This is a genomic window from Burkholderia sp. AU28863 (assembly GCF_002223195.1).
In the GTDB taxonomy this organism is placed as follows: domain Bacteria; phylum Pseudomonadota; class Gammaproteobacteria; order Burkholderiales; family Burkholderiaceae; genus Burkholderia; species Burkholderia sola.
The window spans coordinates 678,766-694,841 of record NZ_NKFE01000008.1 but is presented as its reverse complement, the minus strand read 5'-3'; the positions used below and the strand labels follow the sequence as shown (position 1 = coordinate 694,841).

General features: G+C 68.2%; 17 protein-coding genes. 4 read left to right on the top strand and 13 right to left on the bottom strand.

Going from position 1 to position 16,076, the window contains the following annotated elements:
• Nucleotides 1-27 precede the first annotated feature (27 nt).
• Nucleotides 28-351 carry a hypothetical protein gene (locus CFB81_RS32990; protein ID WP_069619977.1) on the bottom strand — a complete coding sequence of 108 codons (324 nt, stop codon included), beginning with the start codon at nt 349-351 and terminating at the stop codon, nt 28-30.
• A 121-nt stretch (nt 352-472) separates the two neighbouring features.
• Nucleotides 473-778 carry a DUF3395 domain-containing protein gene (locus CFB81_RS32985; protein WP_141723462.1) on the bottom strand — a complete coding sequence of 102 codons (306 nt, stop codon included), beginning with the start codon at nt 776-778 and terminating at the stop codon, nt 473-475.
• Here CFB81_RS32985 and CFB81_RS35905 point away from each other — a divergent pair.
• Entirely contained in the window at nt 777-1,151 is a 375-nt protein-coding gene (locus CFB81_RS35905; RefSeq protein ID WP_124502920.1) for a hypothetical protein, read from the top strand. The two genes, CFB81_RS32985 and CFB81_RS35905, sit on opposite strands and share 2 nt — an antisense overlap.
• 182 nt (nt 1,152-1,333) lie before the next feature.
• Here CFB81_RS35905 and CFB81_RS32980 read toward each other — a convergent pair whose 3' ends face one another.
• Nucleotides 1,334-1,720 (bottom strand): MerR family transcriptional regulator, encoded by a 387-nt coding sequence (locus CFB81_RS32980; RefSeq protein WP_089437942.1) that lies wholly within the window; start codon nt 1,718-1,720, stop codon nt 1,334-1,336.
• Nucleotides 1,721-1,805: 85 nt separating this feature from the next.
• On the opposite strand from CFB81_RS32980, the gene CFB81_RS32975 reads away from it, so the two are divergent.
• Nucleotides 1,806-2,714 carry an alpha/beta fold hydrolase gene (locus CFB81_RS32975; protein WP_089437941.1) on the top strand — a complete coding sequence of 303 codons (909 nt, stop codon included), beginning with the start codon at nt 1,806-1,808 and terminating at the stop codon, nt 2,712-2,714.
• Here the strand turns inward: CFB81_RS32975 and CFB81_RS32970 are convergent.
• The 3 genes from CFB81_RS32970 to CFB81_RS32960 are packed head-to-tail and all read right to left on the bottom strand — an operon-like array spanning nt 2,668 to nt 5,395.
• Nucleotides 2,668-3,537, bottom strand: a complete 870-nt coding sequence (locus CFB81_RS32970) for an ABC transporter ATP-binding protein (RefSeq protein WP_089437940.1) — start codon at nt 3,535-3,537, stop codon at nt 2,668-2,670. The two genes, CFB81_RS32975 and CFB81_RS32970, sit on opposite strands and share 47 nt — an antisense overlap.
• On the bottom strand, nt 3,534-4,391 hold the full coding sequence (locus CFB81_RS32965; protein WP_179236137.1) for an ABC transporter permease: 858 nt from the start codon (nt 4,389-4,391) through the stop codon (nt 3,534-3,536). The genes CFB81_RS32970 and CFB81_RS32965 overlap by 4 nt, the downstream gene beginning before the upstream one ends.
• Nucleotides 4,392-4,402: 11 nt before the next feature.
• Nucleotides 4,403-5,395: an aliphatic sulfonate ABC transporter substrate-binding protein gene (locus CFB81_RS32960; protein WP_089437938.1), complete on the bottom strand. Its 993-nt coding sequence runs from the start codon at nt 5,393-5,395 to the stop codon at nt 4,403-4,405.
• 332 nt (nt 5,396-5,727) lie between these two features.
• Here CFB81_RS32960 and CFB81_RS32955 point away from each other — a divergent pair, with 332 nt between their 5' ends.
• Complete coding sequence (locus CFB81_RS32955) at nt 5,728-7,155, top strand: MFS transporter (protein ID WP_089437937.1); 1,428 nt, start codon at nt 5,728-5,730, stop codon at nt 7,153-7,155.
• Between the two features lie 130 nt (nt 7,156-7,285).
• Here the strand turns inward: CFB81_RS32955 and CFB81_RS32950 are convergent, their stop codons facing one another.
• Together CFB81_RS32950 and CFB81_RS32945 are read right to left on the bottom strand one after the other, a co-directional pair.
• On the bottom strand, nt 7,286-8,686 hold the full coding sequence (locus CFB81_RS32950; protein WP_089437936.1) for an LLM class flavin-dependent oxidoreductase: 1,401 nt from the start codon (nt 8,684-8,686) through the stop codon (nt 7,286-7,288).
• Nucleotides 8,683-9,954, bottom strand: a complete 1,272-nt coding sequence (locus CFB81_RS32945) for an acyl-CoA dehydrogenase family protein (protein WP_089438174.1) — start codon at nt 9,952-9,954, stop codon at nt 8,683-8,685. Before CFB81_RS32945 ends, CFB81_RS32950 begins: the two co-directional genes overlap by 4 nt.
• Before the next feature lie 292 nt (nt 9,955-10,246).
• On the opposite strand from CFB81_RS32945, the gene CFB81_RS32940 reads away from it, so the two are divergent.
• Nucleotides 10,247-11,485 carry an SfnB family sulfur acquisition oxidoreductase gene (locus CFB81_RS32940; RefSeq protein ID WP_089437935.1) on the top strand — a complete coding sequence of 413 codons (1,239 nt, stop codon included), beginning with the start codon at nt 10,247-10,249 and terminating at the stop codon, nt 11,483-11,485.
• A 51-nt stretch (nt 11,486-11,536) separates the two neighbouring features.
• On the opposite strand, the gene CFB81_RS32935 is transcribed toward CFB81_RS32940, so the two are convergent.
• The 5 genes from CFB81_RS32935 to CFB81_RS32915 are packed head-to-tail and all read right to left on the bottom strand — an operon-like array spanning nt 11,537 to nt 16,009.
• Nucleotides 11,537-12,364, bottom strand: coding sequence for an ABC transporter permease (locus CFB81_RS32935; protein WP_069619985.1), 828 nt, complete (start codon nt 12,362-12,364; stop codon nt 11,537-11,539).
• Nucleotides 12,357-13,547 carry an ABC transporter substrate-binding protein gene (locus CFB81_RS32930; RefSeq protein ID WP_089437934.1) on the bottom strand — a complete coding sequence of 397 codons (1,191 nt, stop codon included), beginning with the start codon at nt 13,545-13,547 and terminating at the stop codon, nt 12,357-12,359. Before CFB81_RS32930 ends, CFB81_RS32935 begins: the two co-directional genes overlap by 8 nt.
• A gap of 16 nt (nt 13,548-13,563) precedes the next feature.
• A complete protein-coding gene (locus tag CFB81_RS32925; protein WP_089437933.1) occupies nt 13,564-14,358 on the bottom strand; it encodes an ABC transporter ATP-binding protein in 795 nt (264 codons plus the stop codon).
• Nucleotides 14,355-15,470, bottom strand: coding sequence for an acyl-CoA dehydrogenase family protein (locus CFB81_RS32920; protein ID WP_089437932.1), 1,116 nt, complete (start codon nt 15,468-15,470; stop codon nt 14,355-14,357). The genes CFB81_RS32925 and CFB81_RS32920 overlap by 4 nt, the downstream gene beginning before the upstream one ends.
• A complete protein-coding gene (locus CFB81_RS32915) occupies nt 15,443-16,009 on the bottom strand; it encodes a carboxymuconolactone decarboxylase family protein (protein ID WP_069619989.1) in 567 nt (188 codons plus the stop codon). Before CFB81_RS32915 ends, CFB81_RS32920 begins: the two co-directional genes overlap by 28 nt.
• Nucleotides 16,010-16,076 lie beyond the last annotated feature (67 nt).

The following is a 16,076-nucleotide window of genomic DNA, read 5'->3' as shown; positions in this document are numbered from 1 at the left end:
GCCGCGCATCGCGGCGGCGAACGTCGCTTATTGCGCCCAGGCAATGACCGACGCGGTCAACGAGCAGCTGCTCGGGTTGAGCTCGTTGCTGCTGTTGTCGATCAGCTGGAGCGAGCCCGTGATGGTCACCGTCGGCGAATTGTTCTGCGTCTGTACCTGCACGCTCGCGCCTACCGTGCGCAGGTGGTGGTCGGTGTTGCCGAACGAGGCCGAGTAGCTGGCCACCGACGCGCCGGCCGCAATCACGTTGGTCGGGAAACTGTAGGTGGTCTGGGCCGTGATGACGCCCGAGTCGGACGGCGTGGCGGTGCTCACGGGAATCGAGATGTTCTGCACGTAGACGGACGGCATGAAAGACTCCTGTCGATCGGTAGGGTGGGGAAACACGCTGCGCGCCGGATGACGCGCATGGGCCGTACGGCGACTGCAAGCTGCCGCGACGCGGCGACCCGTCCCGCGCGCGGAATACGGTTCAGGGCAGGGTCACGCCGTGAGAATCGTTCTCGCCGGTCACGCCCGACTGCGATTCGCTGTTGCGGGTCCAGAAGATGTACAGGTACTTGCGCTCGCCCGGCGCCGGATCGCCCCATTGATTGCTGGCCGTGAATACGCGCTGGCCGTTCTTGTAGGCCGCCGCCACCTGGGTGGTGACATCGATGGTCGAGTTGTAGACCCCGTAACCGGCATTTTCGATCGTCGTGGTACTCATTTTCATCCCTTCATCAATATGTGAAATATCGACGCGCATGATTAAAAAAATCCCGAATTGGTAATGCATGGCCGGTGAAATTCGGGATTCACCGGATTTTGAAAATGGATATTCCGCGAACTTGCCGTCTCGCATTGAAACCCGACGCATGCGCGATGCGATGCGGGTGGACGACGCACGTGACGGCGCCGCCCCGGTTCTATCGAAAAACCGGCGGCGGACCTGCGTGGTCGGATGGCTGAATGGCGGGAATCAACCGCCAGGCGGCGGTTTGCTGGTAGCGGACATGGATGTGGCCCCCGTTCGGATCACGCCTGTTTTACTTCTTCGTCTTGCATTTCGCCGACACGCATTCTTTTTGCATGCCGATGCAAATGCAACTCTCAGTCCTGTTGTTTTTTCGCGCTGCGATTTCGTATTGCGTCGAGTGCAATGGGAGTAAATACCACGCGATTCGGCATGTCAAGGATGCGCTTATAAAAAGCGTTTGTAATCGACCGTCATTGAATCGGCGCGTTTTTCGTGGCGGCGCGGCGGCCGCGCATCCTGGCGCGATTTCGATATGGAGCAGGGGCCGGAAGGGCAGCGAGGGGCCCGATCCGGGCCGGCGAACCCGCGCCTCGATCAATCGAGCGGCGGCACCGCGCCATCTCGCAACATCTTGACGAGCCGCGCGCGCCGCTTCTCCAGATCGGCGATCTGGCGGTCGATCGCTTCGAGCCGTTCGCGCTGGACCTCGGTGATCTGGTCGCACGCACGCGCGCCGTCGATCAGCAGCATGCAGTCCGGAAAGCCGCGAATGTCGTCGAGCGTGAAGCCGGTCGCGATCATGCGCTGAATCTGCTTGACCTGCGTCACCGCGTTGTCGGCGAACAGCCGATAGCCGTTGGCCGCGCGCGCCGACGCGAGCAGGCCGTGCTCGTCGTAGTGCCGGATCGAGCGCACGCTCGCGCCGGTGAGCTGCGCGAGTTTGCCGATGGTCAGCAGGGGTTGAGCAGGCGATTTTTTCATGGACGGCAGGTTAGCACGATCCGCTTGACTCTCACATCAGTGTGAGGGTTGAGACTGGGCGTCCTTTCACCCTGGAGGAAAAATCGTGACTACCCGAGTGCTGATCCGCTGGCTGATCGCCGTGATCTGGTGGGCGACGCCGTTCGCGTTGGCGTATGACGCGGCCGCCGCACCGCTCAGCTATACCGTGACGTCGACGGATGGCGTGAAGCTGGCCGTGCAGGAAAGCGGCGACCCCGACGGCGTGCCGGTCATCCTGATCCACGGCCTGCTCGGCAGCCGCCTGAACTGGGACGCGCAGGTCCGCAGCCCAGACCTGCGCGGGTTCCGGATCATCACGTACGACCTGCGCGGCCACGGGCTGTCGGACAAGCCGTCCGGCGCACAGCCGTACCGCGACGGAACCCGCTGGGGCGACGATCTCGCCGCGGTCATCGACGGTGCGCATGCGCGCAAACCCGTCGTGGTCGGCTGGTCGCTCGGCGGCGTGGTGATCTCGAACTACCTCGCGAAGTACGGCGACCGCGCGATCGCAGGCGCGGTGTACGTCGACGGCGTGGTCGAGCTTGCGCCGGGCCAGATCGTCGATCATCCGGACGTGTACCGGGACATGAATGCGCCGGACCTGAAAACGCATCTCGACGGCGAGCGTACGTTCGTCGGCCTGTGCTTCAACCGTCGGCCGGAGGCCGCCACGTTCGAGCGCTTGCTCGCGCACGCCGCGATGGCGTCGTGGGACATGCAAAAGGCGATCCCGACGATGTCGGTATTTGCCGCCGAGGGCCTCGGCAATGCGCGCGTGCCGCTGCTTTTCATCTACGGCGGCCGCGACGCGCTGGTCGATACGCACGCGACGCTGGCTCGCGCGGCCGCGCTGAATCCGCGCATCGCCAGCAAGGTGTACGCGGCGTCCGGGCACGCGCCGTTCCTCGAGGAAGCCGAGCGGTTCAATCGCGATCTGGCCGCGTTCGTGCGGTCGGCGTCGGCGCAGTGAGGTGGCGAGGTCGGGCCGGCGTGACCGCGATGCCGGCCGTGTCGCCCGCCGCACGATCGTGAAAGCGCTGGAACGCATCGAGCAGCCGCGCGCGCTGCGCGGCCAGCGCCGGATCGCGCCGATCGCGCGGCCGGGCGACGTCGACGTGGATGTCGTCGTCGACGCGGCCCGGGTTCGGCGCGAGCATCAGCACGCGATCGCCGAGATACAGCGCCTCGTCGAGATCGTGCGTGACGACGATCGCGGCCGTCCGGTGCCGGTGGACGACGTCGAGCAGCAGCGTCTGCAAGCGCATCCGCGTGATCGCGTCGACCGCGCTGAACGGTTCGTCGAGCAGCAGCAGATCCGGCTCGCCGAACAGCCCGCGCGCGATCGCGGCGCGCTGCGCCATCCCGCCCGACAACGTGGCCGGCAGTTGCCGTGCGACGCCGGCCAGGCCGACCTCGTCGAGCAAGCGCGCGACGCTCGGGTCGCGTCCGCCCCGCGCGCCGGACGCGAAGCCGACGTTGTCCGCGATCGACAGCCACGGCAGCAGCCGCGGCTCCTGAAAGATCACGCCGACGCGCGCGGACGGCCCGGCGAGCGCGCTGCCGTCGAGCGTCACGCTGCCGCGGAAGTCCGCGTCGAGGCCGGCGACAATCCGTAGCAGCGTGCTCTTGCCGCAACCGCTCGGGCCGACCACGCAGACGATCTCGCCGCGTGCGACCTGCAATGCGATGTCGGTGAGGATCGTGCGATCACCGTAAAGTTTGCGGGCGATCCGCAGGTCGAGCAGCGGCGTCGCGCTGCCGGCGGCCGGGCGGACGGAAGGGGAGGCACTCATTTCCCACCCTCGCGCGACGCGCCGTCGAACGCATCGCGCCAGCCGAGCCAGCGCGACTCGATGCGGCGCATCGCGCCGTCGGTCAGCTTGCCGAGCAGCGCGAGCAGCAGGATCGCGCCGAACACGAGATCGGGCCGCCCGGTTTCGCGGCCGTCGCTCAGCAGGAAGCCGAGGCCGCGCGTGGCCGCGATCAGCTCTGCGGCGACCATGAACATCCACGCGAGACTGAGGCCGGTGCGCAGGCCGGTGACGATCTGCGGCAGCGCGGCCGGCAGCAGGATCCGGCGGAACAGCGCGAGCGGGCCGAGCCGGTACACCGCGCCGAGTTCGACGAGCTTGCGGTCGACATCGCGAATGCCGGCGACCACCGCGAGGTGAACCGGAAAGAACGCGCCGATCGCGATCAGCGTGATCTTCGGTGCTTCGTCGATGCCGAGCCACAGCAGCAGCACCGGCACCCACGCAAGCGACGGAATCGCGCGCAACGCCTGGAACGTCGGTTCGAACAGCGCGTCGATTCGCCGGCTCAGGCCCATCGCCGCGCCGACGACGAGCGCGAGCCCGGCGCCGGCCGCGAACCCGGCCGCGACGCGCAGCGTGCTCGCGCCGACATGGCGCGCGACCCGCGTGACGCCCATCCGCGCCAGCGTATCGAGAATCTCGCTCGGCGCCGGCACGAGATGATCGGGCAGCCAGCCGCGCCGCACCGCGACCTCCAGCAGCACGAGCGCGGCGAACGGCAGCGCGAGCCCCGCGATGCGCCAGGCGCGCAGCGGGTCGCGTCGCGCCGCGCGGGGTGGCGCAGCAGGTTGACGCGATGCGAGCGCGTCGCCGCGCGCGGTGGTGTCCGTCATCGGCGGCACGCTCAGTGCGATGCGGCGACGATCGGACGCGCGAACGACGGATCGAGCAGCGTATCGACGATCTTCGCGGGATCGACGCCCGGCTTGGTCAGTTGCTCGGCCGTCAGCACCGGCGCGGCAGCCTTCAGCGCCGCGCGCTGCGTGTCGCCCGGCACCGGGTCGCTGAAGTCGTTGCGCTGAAGCTGCAGCTTCGCGACCGGCAGCGACACCTTCGATTCGTCGGCGACGATCTGCGCGGTCTCGGCCGGATGCGCGACGATCCACTGGCGCGCGCGGTCATACACTTTCAGCACGCGCTCGACCGCCTGCGGATACTGGCTCGCGAACGCGTCGCGCACGTTCAGGAACCCGTACGTATTGAACGTGACGTTGCGGTACAGCAGGCGCGCGCCGTCGTCGAGCTGGGCAGCCGCCATGTGCGGATCGAGCCCGGCCCATGCATCGACCTGACCGTTCGCGAGCGCGGTGCGGCCGTCCGGATGCTGCAGGTTGACGATCTCGACGTCGTCGCGCGTCAGGCCGACCGTGTGCAGCGCGCGCAGCGTGAACAGGAACGGATCGGTGCCGCGCGTCGCGGCGATCTTCTTGCCTTTGAGGTCGGCGAGCGAACGGATCGGCGAATCCTTGCGCACCACGAGCGCCGTCCATTCGGGGCGCGAGAACACGTAGACGGTATGGATCGGGTTGCCGTTCGCACGTGCGAGCACCGACGCGAGTCCCGCGGCCGAGCCGAAATCGACCGCGCCGCTGTTCAGGTATTCGAGCGCGCGATTGCTGCCGAGGCTCAGCACCCAGCGAATCGCCGTCCCGTCGGCCTTGAAGGCGTCGTCGAGCCAGCCGAAGTGGCGGATCACGAGACTCTCGGGCGAGTAGTACGCATAGTCGACGCGGATTTCGGCGGGCGTCGCCGCGTGCGCTTGCATCGACGCGAGGCCGACCAGCGCGGCAACGACGACGGCCGCGGATTGCCACACGCGGGACCAGAACGGCTTCATCGGGGATTCTCCGGAAGAGCGGCAACGCGCCGCGAACAGGCAGGTGACCGGCTAATGTAACGAACCGCCGGCAATCCGTTAACGAAGGAATTCGCGATTGCACATGCGTGCCGCTGCTAAGCGCCGCCCGCGCAACTTTATGACGCACGCCGATTAATTTATCGGTTTATATCGCTTGGGATTGGCGGATCGAGGGAACAGAATTTCCGCTGCCGGAACCCGGCGGCAGCGGGCCGCATTCGCTCGGCGCCGCGATGGTTGCGCAGGCATCAGCCCGGTTCCCGGCTTCACGACGACCTTGCCGCGTGTTCGGCACCAAATTAAGGAATCCGATGAGTTCGATCGATCTGAGCCCGGTCACACCGGTTTCTTCTCCCATCCGCTCGGCCAGCGACGTCGCGCGCCTGATCAATACGGTGGACAGTTCGGTGAGCCACGCACGGATGATCGTGCTGCTGGCGCTCGGCGGCGTGTTTCTCGACGCGTACGACCTGACGACGCTGTCCTACGGCATCGACGACGTGGCGCGCGAATTCGGTCTGACGCCCGCGCTGACCGGGCTGGTCGGGTCGGCGATCATGATCGGTACGATCTTCGGCAGCCTGATCGGCGGCTGGCTGACCGACCGGATCGGCCGCTATCAGGTGTTCATGGCCGACATGCTGTTCTTCGTGGTCGCGGCGATCGCGGCCGGGCTCGCGCCGAACGTCTGGGTGCTGATCACCGCCCGCTTCGTGATGGGGCTCGGCGTCGGCATCGACCTGCCCGTCGCGATGGCGTTTCTCGCGGAATTCTCTAAGTTCAACGGCCGTGGCAACAAGGCGTCGCGGCTCGCCGCGTGGTGCCCGATGTGGTATGTCGCGTCGTCGGTGTGCTTCCTGCTGATCTTCGGCCTGTATTTCTTGCTGCCGGCCGAGCATGCGGGCTGGCTGTGGCGCGCGTCGCTGATTTTCGGCGCGGTGCCGGCGCTCGTCATCATCCTGTTCCGCAACCGCTTCATGAACGAATCGCCGCTGTGGGCCGCGAATCAGGGCGACCTGGCCAGCGCCGCGCGCATCCTGCTCAAGTCGTACGGCATTCACGCGCACGAGGCGGAGGACGCGCAACGCGAGCCGAGCCCGCCGCCCGTGCGGATTCGCGTGCTGTTCCAGCGTCCGTATCTGGGGCGCACGATCGTCGCCAGCGTGATGAACCTGTGCATCCCGTTCGAATACACGGCGATCGCATTCTTCCTGCCGTCGATCCTGTCGCAATTTCTCGGCGCGGGCGTGTTCGAGACGATCGCGGCATCGCTCGCGTTGAACGTGCTGTTCGCGTTCACCGGCGGCTTGCTCGGCATGCGTCTCGCGTATCGGTACGCGTCACGGCATGTCGCGATCGCGGGGTTCGCGCTGCAAACGGTCGCGCTCGTCGCGCTGGCGCTCGCAGGGCATCCGCATGGTGCACTTGCGGTCGGCGTCGTGCTGCTGATGCTCGGCACGTGGCTGTTCGCCGAAGGTTTCGGGCCGGGTGCGCAGATGATGATCTATCCGACGCTGTCGTATCCGGCCGCGATCCGCGGCACCGGCGTCGGCTTCGGGCGATCGCTGTGCGGCATCGGCCAGGCGCTCGCGCTGTTCGTGCTGCCGATCCTGCAGGCCCGCCTCGGCACCGACATGTTCTGGGTCGTCGCGGTCAGCGCGGTCACGCCGATCGTGTTTCTGCTGATCGTGCGGTATGAACCGACGGCGCACGACGTCGACGACGAAAGCGCCGCGTAAGCCTTGACCCGGGGGCGCTCGCCGCTCCCCGAAAACACGAACGGCTTCGTCAGACTGCACGAAGCCGTTCCTACGGAATACTGAAGCCGGTCACGCGTACGCGGACAGACCGGCTTCGACATAGTGCGCGTTACGCGCTGACCGCTTCCCGCTCGGCCGCGCGCTTGACCTGTTCGATATCGCGAAACTGCGCGGCCGGATGTTCGTCCGGCAACCGGGCCGACCCGCCGAACAGTTTTTCGCGCAGCGTGCCCGGCGCATACGCGGTCGGATACACGCCGCGGCGCTGCAACTCCGGCACGAGATAGCGCACGACGTCCTCGAAGGTTTCATGCGCGACTGCATACGCGAGATTGAAGCCGTCCACGTCGGTCGCGGCTACCCATTCCTGCAGGATGTCCGCGACGGTCGCCGCCGACCCGACGAACACCGGGCCCATCCCGCCGATGCCGCCCCACGCCGCCAGCGCCTCGATCGTCCACGCGGTGTCGCCGCCCGACAGGTGCTCGACGGCGGACACGATCGCATTCGTTTCGACGCGCCTGACGGGATCGGTCGGCGCGTACTGGCCGAAGTCGATGCCGGTCCAGCCGGACATGAACACCAGCGAGCCGTCGTACGACACGTAGCGCCGATACTCGTCGAACTTGGCCTGCGCCTTCTCGTCGGTCTCGTCGACGATCACCGTGACGAGGTTGTAGATCAGCACCTTCGCCGGATCGCGCCCGGCGGCCGCGGCCCGCGCACGCACGTCGGCGACGTAGCGCGCGAGCTGGTCGCGCGTCGGCGCGGCGACGAACACGCATTCGGCGTGCTGCGCGGCGAACGCCTTGCCGGGGCCCGACGCGCCGGCCTGGAACAGCACCGGCGTGCGCTGCGGCGACGGCTCGCACAGGTGATAGCCGGGCACGTCGAAGAAGCGGCCCTTGTGGCCGATCTCGTGCACTTTCTCGGGATGCGTGAACACGCGGCCGTCGCGATCGCGCACCACCGCGCCATCTTCCCAACTGCCCTCGAACAGCTTGTACAGCACCTCGACGTATTCGGCCGCGACCGCATAGCGGTCGTCGTGCGTGCGCAGCCCGTGATCGCCGACGTTCTTCGCGCCGCTCTCCAGGTACGACGTGACGATGTTCCACGCGAGCCGCCCCTTCGTATGATGATCGGCGGTCGACAGCCGGCGCGCGAACGTGTACGGGTGTTCGAACGTCGTCGACGCGGTGATGCCGATGCCGAGATGCTCGGTCGCCATCGCGATCGGCGCGGCCAGTTGCAGCGGATCGTTGACCGGGATCTGCGCGGCCTGGTGCAGCGCGTGATAGTTGCTGCCCTTGTACACGTCGTAGTAGCCGATCACGTCCGCGATGAAGATTGCATCGAAGATCCCGCGCTCCAGCACGCGCGCGAGGTCGGTCCAGTAATCGAGATCCTTGTACTGCCACGAGCGGTCGCGCGGATGCGCCCACAGGCCCGGCGACTGATGGCCCACGCAGTTCATCTCGAATGCGTTGAAGCGGATGGTCTTGCTCATTGCGCGGCCCCCGTTTCCGCGCCGGCCTGCGCATGGGCGCCCGCACCGTTGCCGACACGCCAGACGAACGGCGGCGTGCGGCCGTTGATGATCCAGTCGCCGACGATGCGCGCCTTGTACACGAGCGGGTTGTGCGACGACACCGTGCGCGCGTTGCGCCAGTGGCGATCGAGCGCGGTCGTGCTGCGGGTCGCGGATGCGCCGAGCGCGTCGAACAGGCGCGTCGCCGCGCGCAGCACGAGTTCGGACACGACGAGCTGGCTTTGCGCGGATTCGATTTCGGCCGCGACGTTCGCGGCCTGCTCGGCCGCTTCGTCGCCGCCGAAGCGCGCTTCATAGGCTTGCTGAAGCGGTTGCGCGGCGCGCAGCGCGAGCGCGTCGGCCGCGTACGCCCATGACGCGATTTCGCCGATCACCTGCTGTAGCTGCGCGTCGTCGCCGGCACGCTGCGCGTTGCCGTGGCTGTACACGCGCGTGCGGTTGCGCACGAGCTCGCCCGCGTCGCGCACGATCGCGTGGCCGATGCCGGCCAGCGTCGCGACGTGGAACAACTGGTAGAACGCGGTCTGGTACTTGAAGCGGCGCGCGAAATCGATCACGTTGTCCGCGTCGACCGCCGCATTCTCGAAACGCGTCGTGCCGCTGCCGGTGGTGGTCTGGCCGAAGCCGTCCCAGTCGTCGTCGCGGATCACGCCGGGCTGCGCGGTCGCGACGGCGACGATCACGTCGCTGCCGTCGTGCGCGCGCTGCGCGAACACGTCGATCCAGTCGGCGAACAGGCTGCCGGTGCTATAGAACTTCCTGCCGTTCAGCACGAGCCGGCCGTTCTGCTCCGACACCTTCGTGACGGTCTGGCCGAGCGGTACGTCGCCGGCCTCCGACCATGCATTGCCGACGAGCTGGCCGCTCGCGAAGCGGTCGAACCAGGCCGTGCGCTGCGGCCCGGCCGGCGCGTTCAGCCAGTCCTCGACGAACGCGAAATGCCCGCGCAACGCCTGCGGCAAATTGGAATCGGCTGCGGCGAGCTCGGTCAGCAGCCGGAACAACTGCGGCAGCGATGCGCCCGCGCCGCCGGCGCTGGCCGGCAGGCGGATCGCGCCGAAGCCTGCGGACTTCAGCCAGCCGATCGCCTCGTGCGGCAATTCGCGGTTGCGTTCGCGCTCGGCGGTGCCGGCGGCGATACGCTCGAAGATCGGCCGGAACCGGCTCGCGAGCGCGTCGTAATCGGTACCGGTGGAAAGGTCGAAAGCTGCGTGCGACGAAGTCATGCGGATTTCCTCGAAGGGCGTGGCCGTGTGCGCCGGGAGCACAGTATAGGAAGCGCGACGCGGGCGTTCCAATAACGGATTCTCGGATCGTTATCGTCGCTACGTATTACCGACGCCGCGCGGGCACGCATCGACGTTCTCGCGTCCATTGCGACGTCGAAGCGCCGATTCGCGTGCATCCGTTGCGACGTCGTTTGTTCTCCCAAGGAATATCGTTTCGAGAATCGCTCGGTTTTCCGGCCCGCGCGGCGCTGCTAGATTGAATGCTTTCGCCATTCGACAGGAGAACCCGATGTCAGACACGAGCGCGACGATTCAGGAGCGGCCGGCCGATGCGCAACCCCAGCTGGCCCGCGTGATTGCGGACGATGCGGAAGCGATCGCGGTCGCGCATGCACTGGCGCAACGCCTCGCGCAAGGGGCCGCCGAGCGCGATCGCGAGCGCCGGCTGCCGCGCGAGGAAATCGAATGGTTCTCGCAGTCGGGGCTGTGGGCGATCACGGTGCCGAAGGCATACGGCGGCGCGGGCGTGTCGCACGTGACGCTCACCGAGGTGATCAAGATCGTCGCCGCGGCCGATGCGTCGCTCGGGCAGCTTCCGCAGAATCATTTCGGGTTGATCGACGTGATCACGCTCGTCGGCACCGACGCGCAGAAGCGTCATTTCTTCGCCGAAGTGCTGAGCGGCAAGCGGTTCGGCAACGGATTCTCGGAGAAGGGCACGAAGCACGTGCTCGACCTGAAGACGCGCGTGCGCCGCGACGGCGACGACTATGTGGTCGACGGCACGAAGTTCTATTCGACCGGCGCGCTGTTCGCGCACTACGTGCCGGTGCTCGGCCTCGACGACGCGCAGCAGGCCTGGCTCGCGTACATACCGCAACCGACGCCGGGGCTGACCGTGATCGACGACTGGTCGGGATTCGGGCAGCGCACGACCGCGAGCGGCACGGTCGTGCTCGATGCGGTGCGCATCCCCGCGTCGCACGTGCTGCCCGCGCAACGCGTGTCGGACGTGCCGACGCTCAACGGCCCGCTGTCGCAGATCATCCAGGCGGCGATCGACGCGGGCATCGCGAAGGCGGCGATCGACGATACGCTCGCATTCGTGCGGACCCGCACGCGGCCGTGGGTCGACAGCGGCGTCGAGCGGGCGGTGGACGATCCGCTGACGATTCGCGAAATCGGCCGGCTGCACATCCAGCTGCATGCGGCCGACGCGTTGCTGGAACGCGCGGCGCGCACGCTCGACGAGATCGCGGCAAAGGGCGACGTGACGGAAGACGATGTCGCGCGGGCGTCCGTCGCGGTCGGCGAGGCGAAGGTGCTGACGACCGAGGTCGCGCTGCTCGCGGGGGAGAAGCTGTTCGAGCTGGCCGGCACGCAGTCGACGCTCGCCGAGCACAACCTCGACCGGCATTGGCGCAACGCGCGCACGCATACGCTGCACGACCCGGTGCGCTGGAAATATCACCTCGTCGGCAACTACTATCTGAACGGCGCACGCCCGGCGCGGCATGCGTGGAATTGAGCCGCCCGCGGCACACGGTTCGTCCGATTGCCGCGTATCGCGTGAGCGGCGCTAGCGGTCGGACGCCAGCAGCGCGCGGGTCAATAACCGCGCGATGCCGTCCAGCGTGAAGCCGAGCGCACCGATGACGACGATCACCGCGGTCAGTTCGGCATACGCGAGCCGGTCGCGCGTGTCGAGGATCAGGTAGCCGAGGCCCGCGTTGACGCCGAGCATCTCGGCCGGCACCAGCACGATCCACAGAATGCCGATCGCGAGCCGGATGCCGTTGAGCAGCGGCCCCGCGATGGCGGGCAGCACGATATGCACCAGCAGCTCGCGGCGGGTGGCCGCGAGACTGGCGCCGAGTTGCAGCCAGCGCCGGTCGATCTGCATGACGCCGGCCGCCGTGCTCATCAGCACCGGCCACAACGCGGCGAATCCGAGCAGGAAGTAGATCGCACGATCGCCGATGCCGAACGACATGACCGCGAGCGGCATCCACGACAGCGGCGACACCATGCGCAGGAACTGGAACGTCGGCGACAGCATCCGCTCGACCCATTGCACGCGGCCGATCAGCAGCCCGAGCGGGACGCCGGCCAGCAGCGCCGCCCCGAGCCCGACGCCGATGCGTCGCAGGCTGACGAGCGCGTGTTCGACGAGATGATCGTCCGCGCACAGCGACCGCAGGCTGGCGAACGCGCGGTCCGGCGCGAACTGCCGGCCGAGCGAGCCGGGCTCGGTCAACCCGTGGATCGCAGCCCACCACACGGCGACCGTCGCAACGAGCCCGGCGACGCCGAGCCAACCCGCGGCCACGCGTGCCGGCAAGCGGGAACCGACGTCCCGGTGCGTGTCGGGTGCCGATGAGCGGCGGGTGGCGAGCGCATCAGACAACGATGATCTCCTCGCGCTGGAACGCGCCTGCTTGACCGAATGCGCTCAGCCCGCCGACTGCCTCGATGCTCTTGCGCACGAAGCGGGTGTCGACGAGATCGCGGGCCGCGAACGCCGGGTCGAGCGACGCGAGGAAGCCGCTGTCGCCGTCGACCACCGTGCGCTTCAGGCGTTGAACCAGCGCCTCGGTATAGCTCGGGAACGGATACGGCTGGAAGTCGATCCGCTTCGCGTGCCAGTCGGCATGGCGGATCGCGCCGCTCGCCCGGTAGGCGTCGGCCAGCGACGCCGACGGCACCAGCACGCGCTCGAGCGACGCGAGCGTATGCGGCGAATAGCGGTGCGCGCCGTCCTTCGACAGCAACTGCGCGGTGTCCTGCGGATGCGCGCGCGCCCACAGCTGCGCCTTCACGATCGCGTCGACGACCTTTTGCGACCACGCGGGCCGCTGCGTCAGATCGTTCTCGTGCATGAACACGACGCAGCACGCATGGTTTTTCCACACATCGCCGGTGAAGCGCAGAATCTTGCCGATCTTCATCAATTCCGCGGTCGCGTTGAACGGCTCCGCGACGATATACCCGGCGATCTGGCGCGCGGCGAGCGCGGGCAGCATGTCCGACGGCGCCATCACGACCAGGTTGACTTCGTTCGCCGCAGGCGTGCCGCGCCGCTTGAGCACGGGTGTGAGCCCCTGCTGGCGCAGCATGTCCTGCAGCACGACGTTGTGAATCGAATACCAGAACGGAATCGCGACGGTCTTGCCGCCGAGATCGCGCAGCGAATCGATGTCGGGCGCGACCGTCAGCCCGGAGCCGTTCACGTGGTTCCACGCGACCACCTTCGCCGGCGCGCGGCTGCCGTAGCGCGCCCACAGCGTCATCGGCGACAGCAGGTGCACGACGTTGACCTGGCCGGACAGGAATGCTTCGACGAGCTGCGCCCAGCTGCGCAACAGCTTCGGCGGTTCGACCGTCAGCCCTTCGGACGCGAAATAGCCGTTGTTGTGGGCGACCAGCAACGGGGCCGCGTCGGTGATCGGCAGATAGCCGATGCGAACCGGCGCATCCGGTTCTGCCGCGGCGTGCGCGTTCGTCATCGACAGCAACGGGGCGGCCCCCGTCGCGGTGAACAGGGCCGCAAGCTTCAGCCATTCGCGGCGCGACATCGGAATCTGGCACATGGATAGGCGGGTCGGGTCAGTTCAGGGAGGGGAGTTCGGACGCGTGCGGACGCTTCATGCCGGCCTGCAACGCCTTCAGGATGTCGATGCGCATCGTGCCGAGTTCGGTGACGAACGCATCGCGCGGGTGCGGGAAATCGACGTGCCATGCATCGATGAGGCGGCCTTGCGTGCCGAGCAGCACGATGCGATCGGCCACGAGCAGCGCCTCGTCGATATCGTGCGTCACGAGCACCGTCGCGCAGCGTGTCGTCGACACGACGTTGACCAGCAACTGCTGCATCGCGGCGCGCGTCACTTCGTCGAGCGCCGAGAACGGCTCGTCGAGCAGCAGCGCGTGCGGCTGACGCGCGAGTGCGCGCGCCAGCGCCGCGCGCTGCGCCATCCCGCCGGAAAGCTGGGCCGGACGCAGCGACGCGGCGGCTTCGAGCCCGACCGCCTGCAGCGCCGAGCGGACGCGTTCGCGTTGCTGTTCGCGCGTGAGGCGCTCCTGATGTTCGAAGGCGAGCCCGAATGCGACGTTCTTTTCGGTCGACAGCCACGGCAGCAGGCATGGGTCCTGAAACGCGATCGCGATCCGCGGGTGCGGGCCCTGCAACGTCGTACCGTCGACCGACACGGTGCCGGATTGCGGCCGCTCCAGCCCGGCCAGTGCGCGCAACAGGCTCGACTTGCCGGTGCCGCTCGGGCCGATCAACGCGACGATTTCGCCGCGATCGACCGACAGTGACACATCGGCCAGGACGGTATTGCGCCGCTCGCCGTCGTAGCCGAGCGTCAGATGGCGAGCGTCCAGCAGCGGCGGCGTCATGCGGCGATGCTCCGCGCCTGCGCGGCGAGTTGCGCCTTCAACTGCACGACGCTCGGCGTGACGATCGGAATGAACGCCGCTTCGCGCCAGCGTCGTTCGAAGCCGAGCCCCGCATCACGCAGATAGCCGCGGCCGCCGCTCGCCTCGAGTTCGAGGTTCACGGCGGTGGCCACGTGCGTCGCGAGCGCGATGCGCAGCTCGAACAGGCGGTTCGGATGCGCGCGCAGGCTGCCGTCGGCGAGGCCGGCCGACAGGTGCGCGCAGGCGGCGGTCAGTTCGGCCGCGCAGGCTTCGACTTCGGGGCCGAGAATGCCGCGCGTCGTTTCCGCCGCGCGCCGCGCTTCGGCCAGCGCGCGCCGCGCGAGCCCGATCGACAGCCCGCACTGCAAGCCGAGGAAGGCCGGTCGCACCGCCGGCAGGAAGGTTTGCGCGTCCGGATGGATCAGCCACGCGGCGTCGGTCGCTACGCCGTCGAGATGCAGCGCGGCGGTGTTGCTGCCGCGCAGCGCGATCAGGTCGAGATCGGCGCTGCGGGTCAGGCCCGGCGCGTCATCCGGAATCGCGACGATCGCGGACGGGCGCTCATCGCCGAACGTGACGGCGGCCGCCACCACGAACCGTGGCGCGCGCAGGTTCGTCACCCACGCCATCCGGCCGGTCATCCGCCAGTCGTCGGCGCCTTCTGCGTGCGGCGTCGCGTCGATCTGAAGCGACTCGATGCCGGACAGGTATTTCATCGCGTTCGACAGGCCGCTCGCGCCGGCGCAACGGCCGTCGAGCAGCGCCGGCAGCCAGCGCTCGCGCAGCGCGGCATTCGGGCTTTGCAGCAGATATTCGATGAAACTGCGCTGGCCCCACAGCACGAAGGCGGCGGTCAGCGAATGCTCGGCCACCGCGGCGATGCCGGCGATGGCGTCCGTGGTGGCGCCGCCCGCGCCACCGAGGCTCGCGGGCACGCCGGTCCGGAACAGGCCGGCGGCCGCGAGACGCGGCACGACCTCCGCCTTCAGCGCGGCGCTCGTGTCGAGCTGCGTGGCGTTCGCGTCGAGCCAGTCGACCAGCGACGCGTCGAGTGCGGGCGCCGTCAGGCGGCTTGTGTCCGGGGTTCCCATCGGTATGCCGCCAGTTCGGGGTTGAGTTCGTTACGCGACAGATTGTTCGCGAAGTTGCACAGCGTCGCGAGGCTCACGCCCAGCACCACTTCGAGCGCGTTCGCTTCGGTGAAGCCGGCGGCCAGGAACGCGTCGAGCGCGTCGTCGGTCACGCCGCCGCGCGTCGCGATCACGGCGCGCGTGAAAGCCGCGACGGCTTCCAGCCGCGGCTCGGCGACCGGTTCGCCGTCGCGCAGTGCGTCGACGTCGGCGCGATCGACATGGGCTTTTTTCAGCGCGGCGGCGGTGTGTCCGGCCACGCAGAATGCACAGCCGTGGACGGCGGCCGCGGTGATCTGCACGGCTTCGCGCTCGGCGAATGTGAGGCCCGCGCGGCCGTTGATCTCCGCGACGGTCAGGTAGGTTTCGAGCGCGACCGGCGCGTTCGCGAGCGAGCGCACGAGGTTCGGCAGGAAACCGTTCGCGCGCTGCGATTTTTCCAGGAACGGCTGGCTGGCCGCGGGGGCGGTTTCGACGGTAAGCAAAGGCAGGCGGCTCACAGGATTCTCCGGAGGGGCAGTGAGATCATTGTCGAGGCGCCGCCGCCGCCGGACAATGCGCGAACAT

What these genes read in the sequence shown, in the direction of transcription:
- CFB81_RS32990 (WP_069619977.1), bottom strand. Translation starts at nt 351, where the DNA reads ATGCCGTCCGTCTACGTGCAGAACATCTCGATTCCCGTGAGCACCGCC.
- CFB81_RS35905 (WP_124502920.1), top strand. Translation starts at nt 777, where the DNA reads ATGGCCGGTGAAATTCGGGATTCACCGGATTTTGAAAATGGATATTCC.
- CFB81_RS32985 (WP_141723462.1), bottom strand. Translation starts at nt 778, where the DNA reads ATGCATTACCAATTCGGGATTTTTTTAATCATGCGCGTCGATATTTCA.
- CFB81_RS32980 (WP_089437942.1), bottom strand. Translation starts at nt 1,720, where the DNA reads ATGAAAAAATCGCCTGCTCAACCCCTGCTGACCATCGGCAAACTCGCG.
- CFB81_RS32970 (WP_089437940.1), bottom strand. Translation starts at nt 3,537, where the DNA reads ATGAGTGCCTCCCCTTCCGTCCGCCCGGCCGCCGGCAGCGCGACGCCG.
- CFB81_RS32965 (WP_179236137.1), bottom strand. Translation starts at nt 4,391, where the DNA reads ATGACGGACACCACCGCGCGCGGCGACGCGCTCGCATCGCGTCAACCT.
- CFB81_RS32960 (WP_089437938.1), bottom strand. Translation starts at nt 5,395, where the DNA reads ATGAAGCCGTTCTGGTCCCGCGTGTGGCAATCCGCGGCCGTCGTCGTT.
- CFB81_RS32955 (WP_089437937.1), top strand. Translation starts at nt 5,728, where the DNA reads ATGAGTTCGATCGATCTGAGCCCGGTCACACCGGTTTCTTCTCCCATC.
- CFB81_RS32950 (WP_089437936.1), bottom strand. Translation starts at nt 8,686, where the DNA reads ATGAGCAAGACCATCCGCTTCAACGCATTCGAGATGAACTGCGTGGGC.
- CFB81_RS32945 (WP_089438174.1), bottom strand. Translation starts at nt 9,954, where the DNA reads ATGACTTCGTCGCACGCAGCTTTCGACCTTTCCACCGGTACCGATTAC.
- CFB81_RS32940 (WP_089437935.1), top strand. Translation starts at nt 10,247, where the DNA reads ATGTCAGACACGAGCGCGACGATTCAGGAGCGGCCGGCCGATGCGCAA.
- CFB81_RS32930 (WP_089437934.1), bottom strand. Translation starts at nt 13,547, where the DNA reads ATGTGCCAGATTCCGATGTCGCGCCGCGAATGGCTGAAGCTTGCGGCC.
- CFB81_RS32925 (WP_089437933.1), bottom strand. Translation starts at nt 14,358, where the DNA reads ATGACGCCGCCGCTGCTGGACGCTCGCCATCTGACGCTCGGCTACGAC.
- CFB81_RS32920 (WP_089437932.1), bottom strand. Translation starts at nt 15,470, where the DNA reads ATGGGAACCCCGGACACAAGCCGCCTGACGGCGCCCGCACTCGACGCG.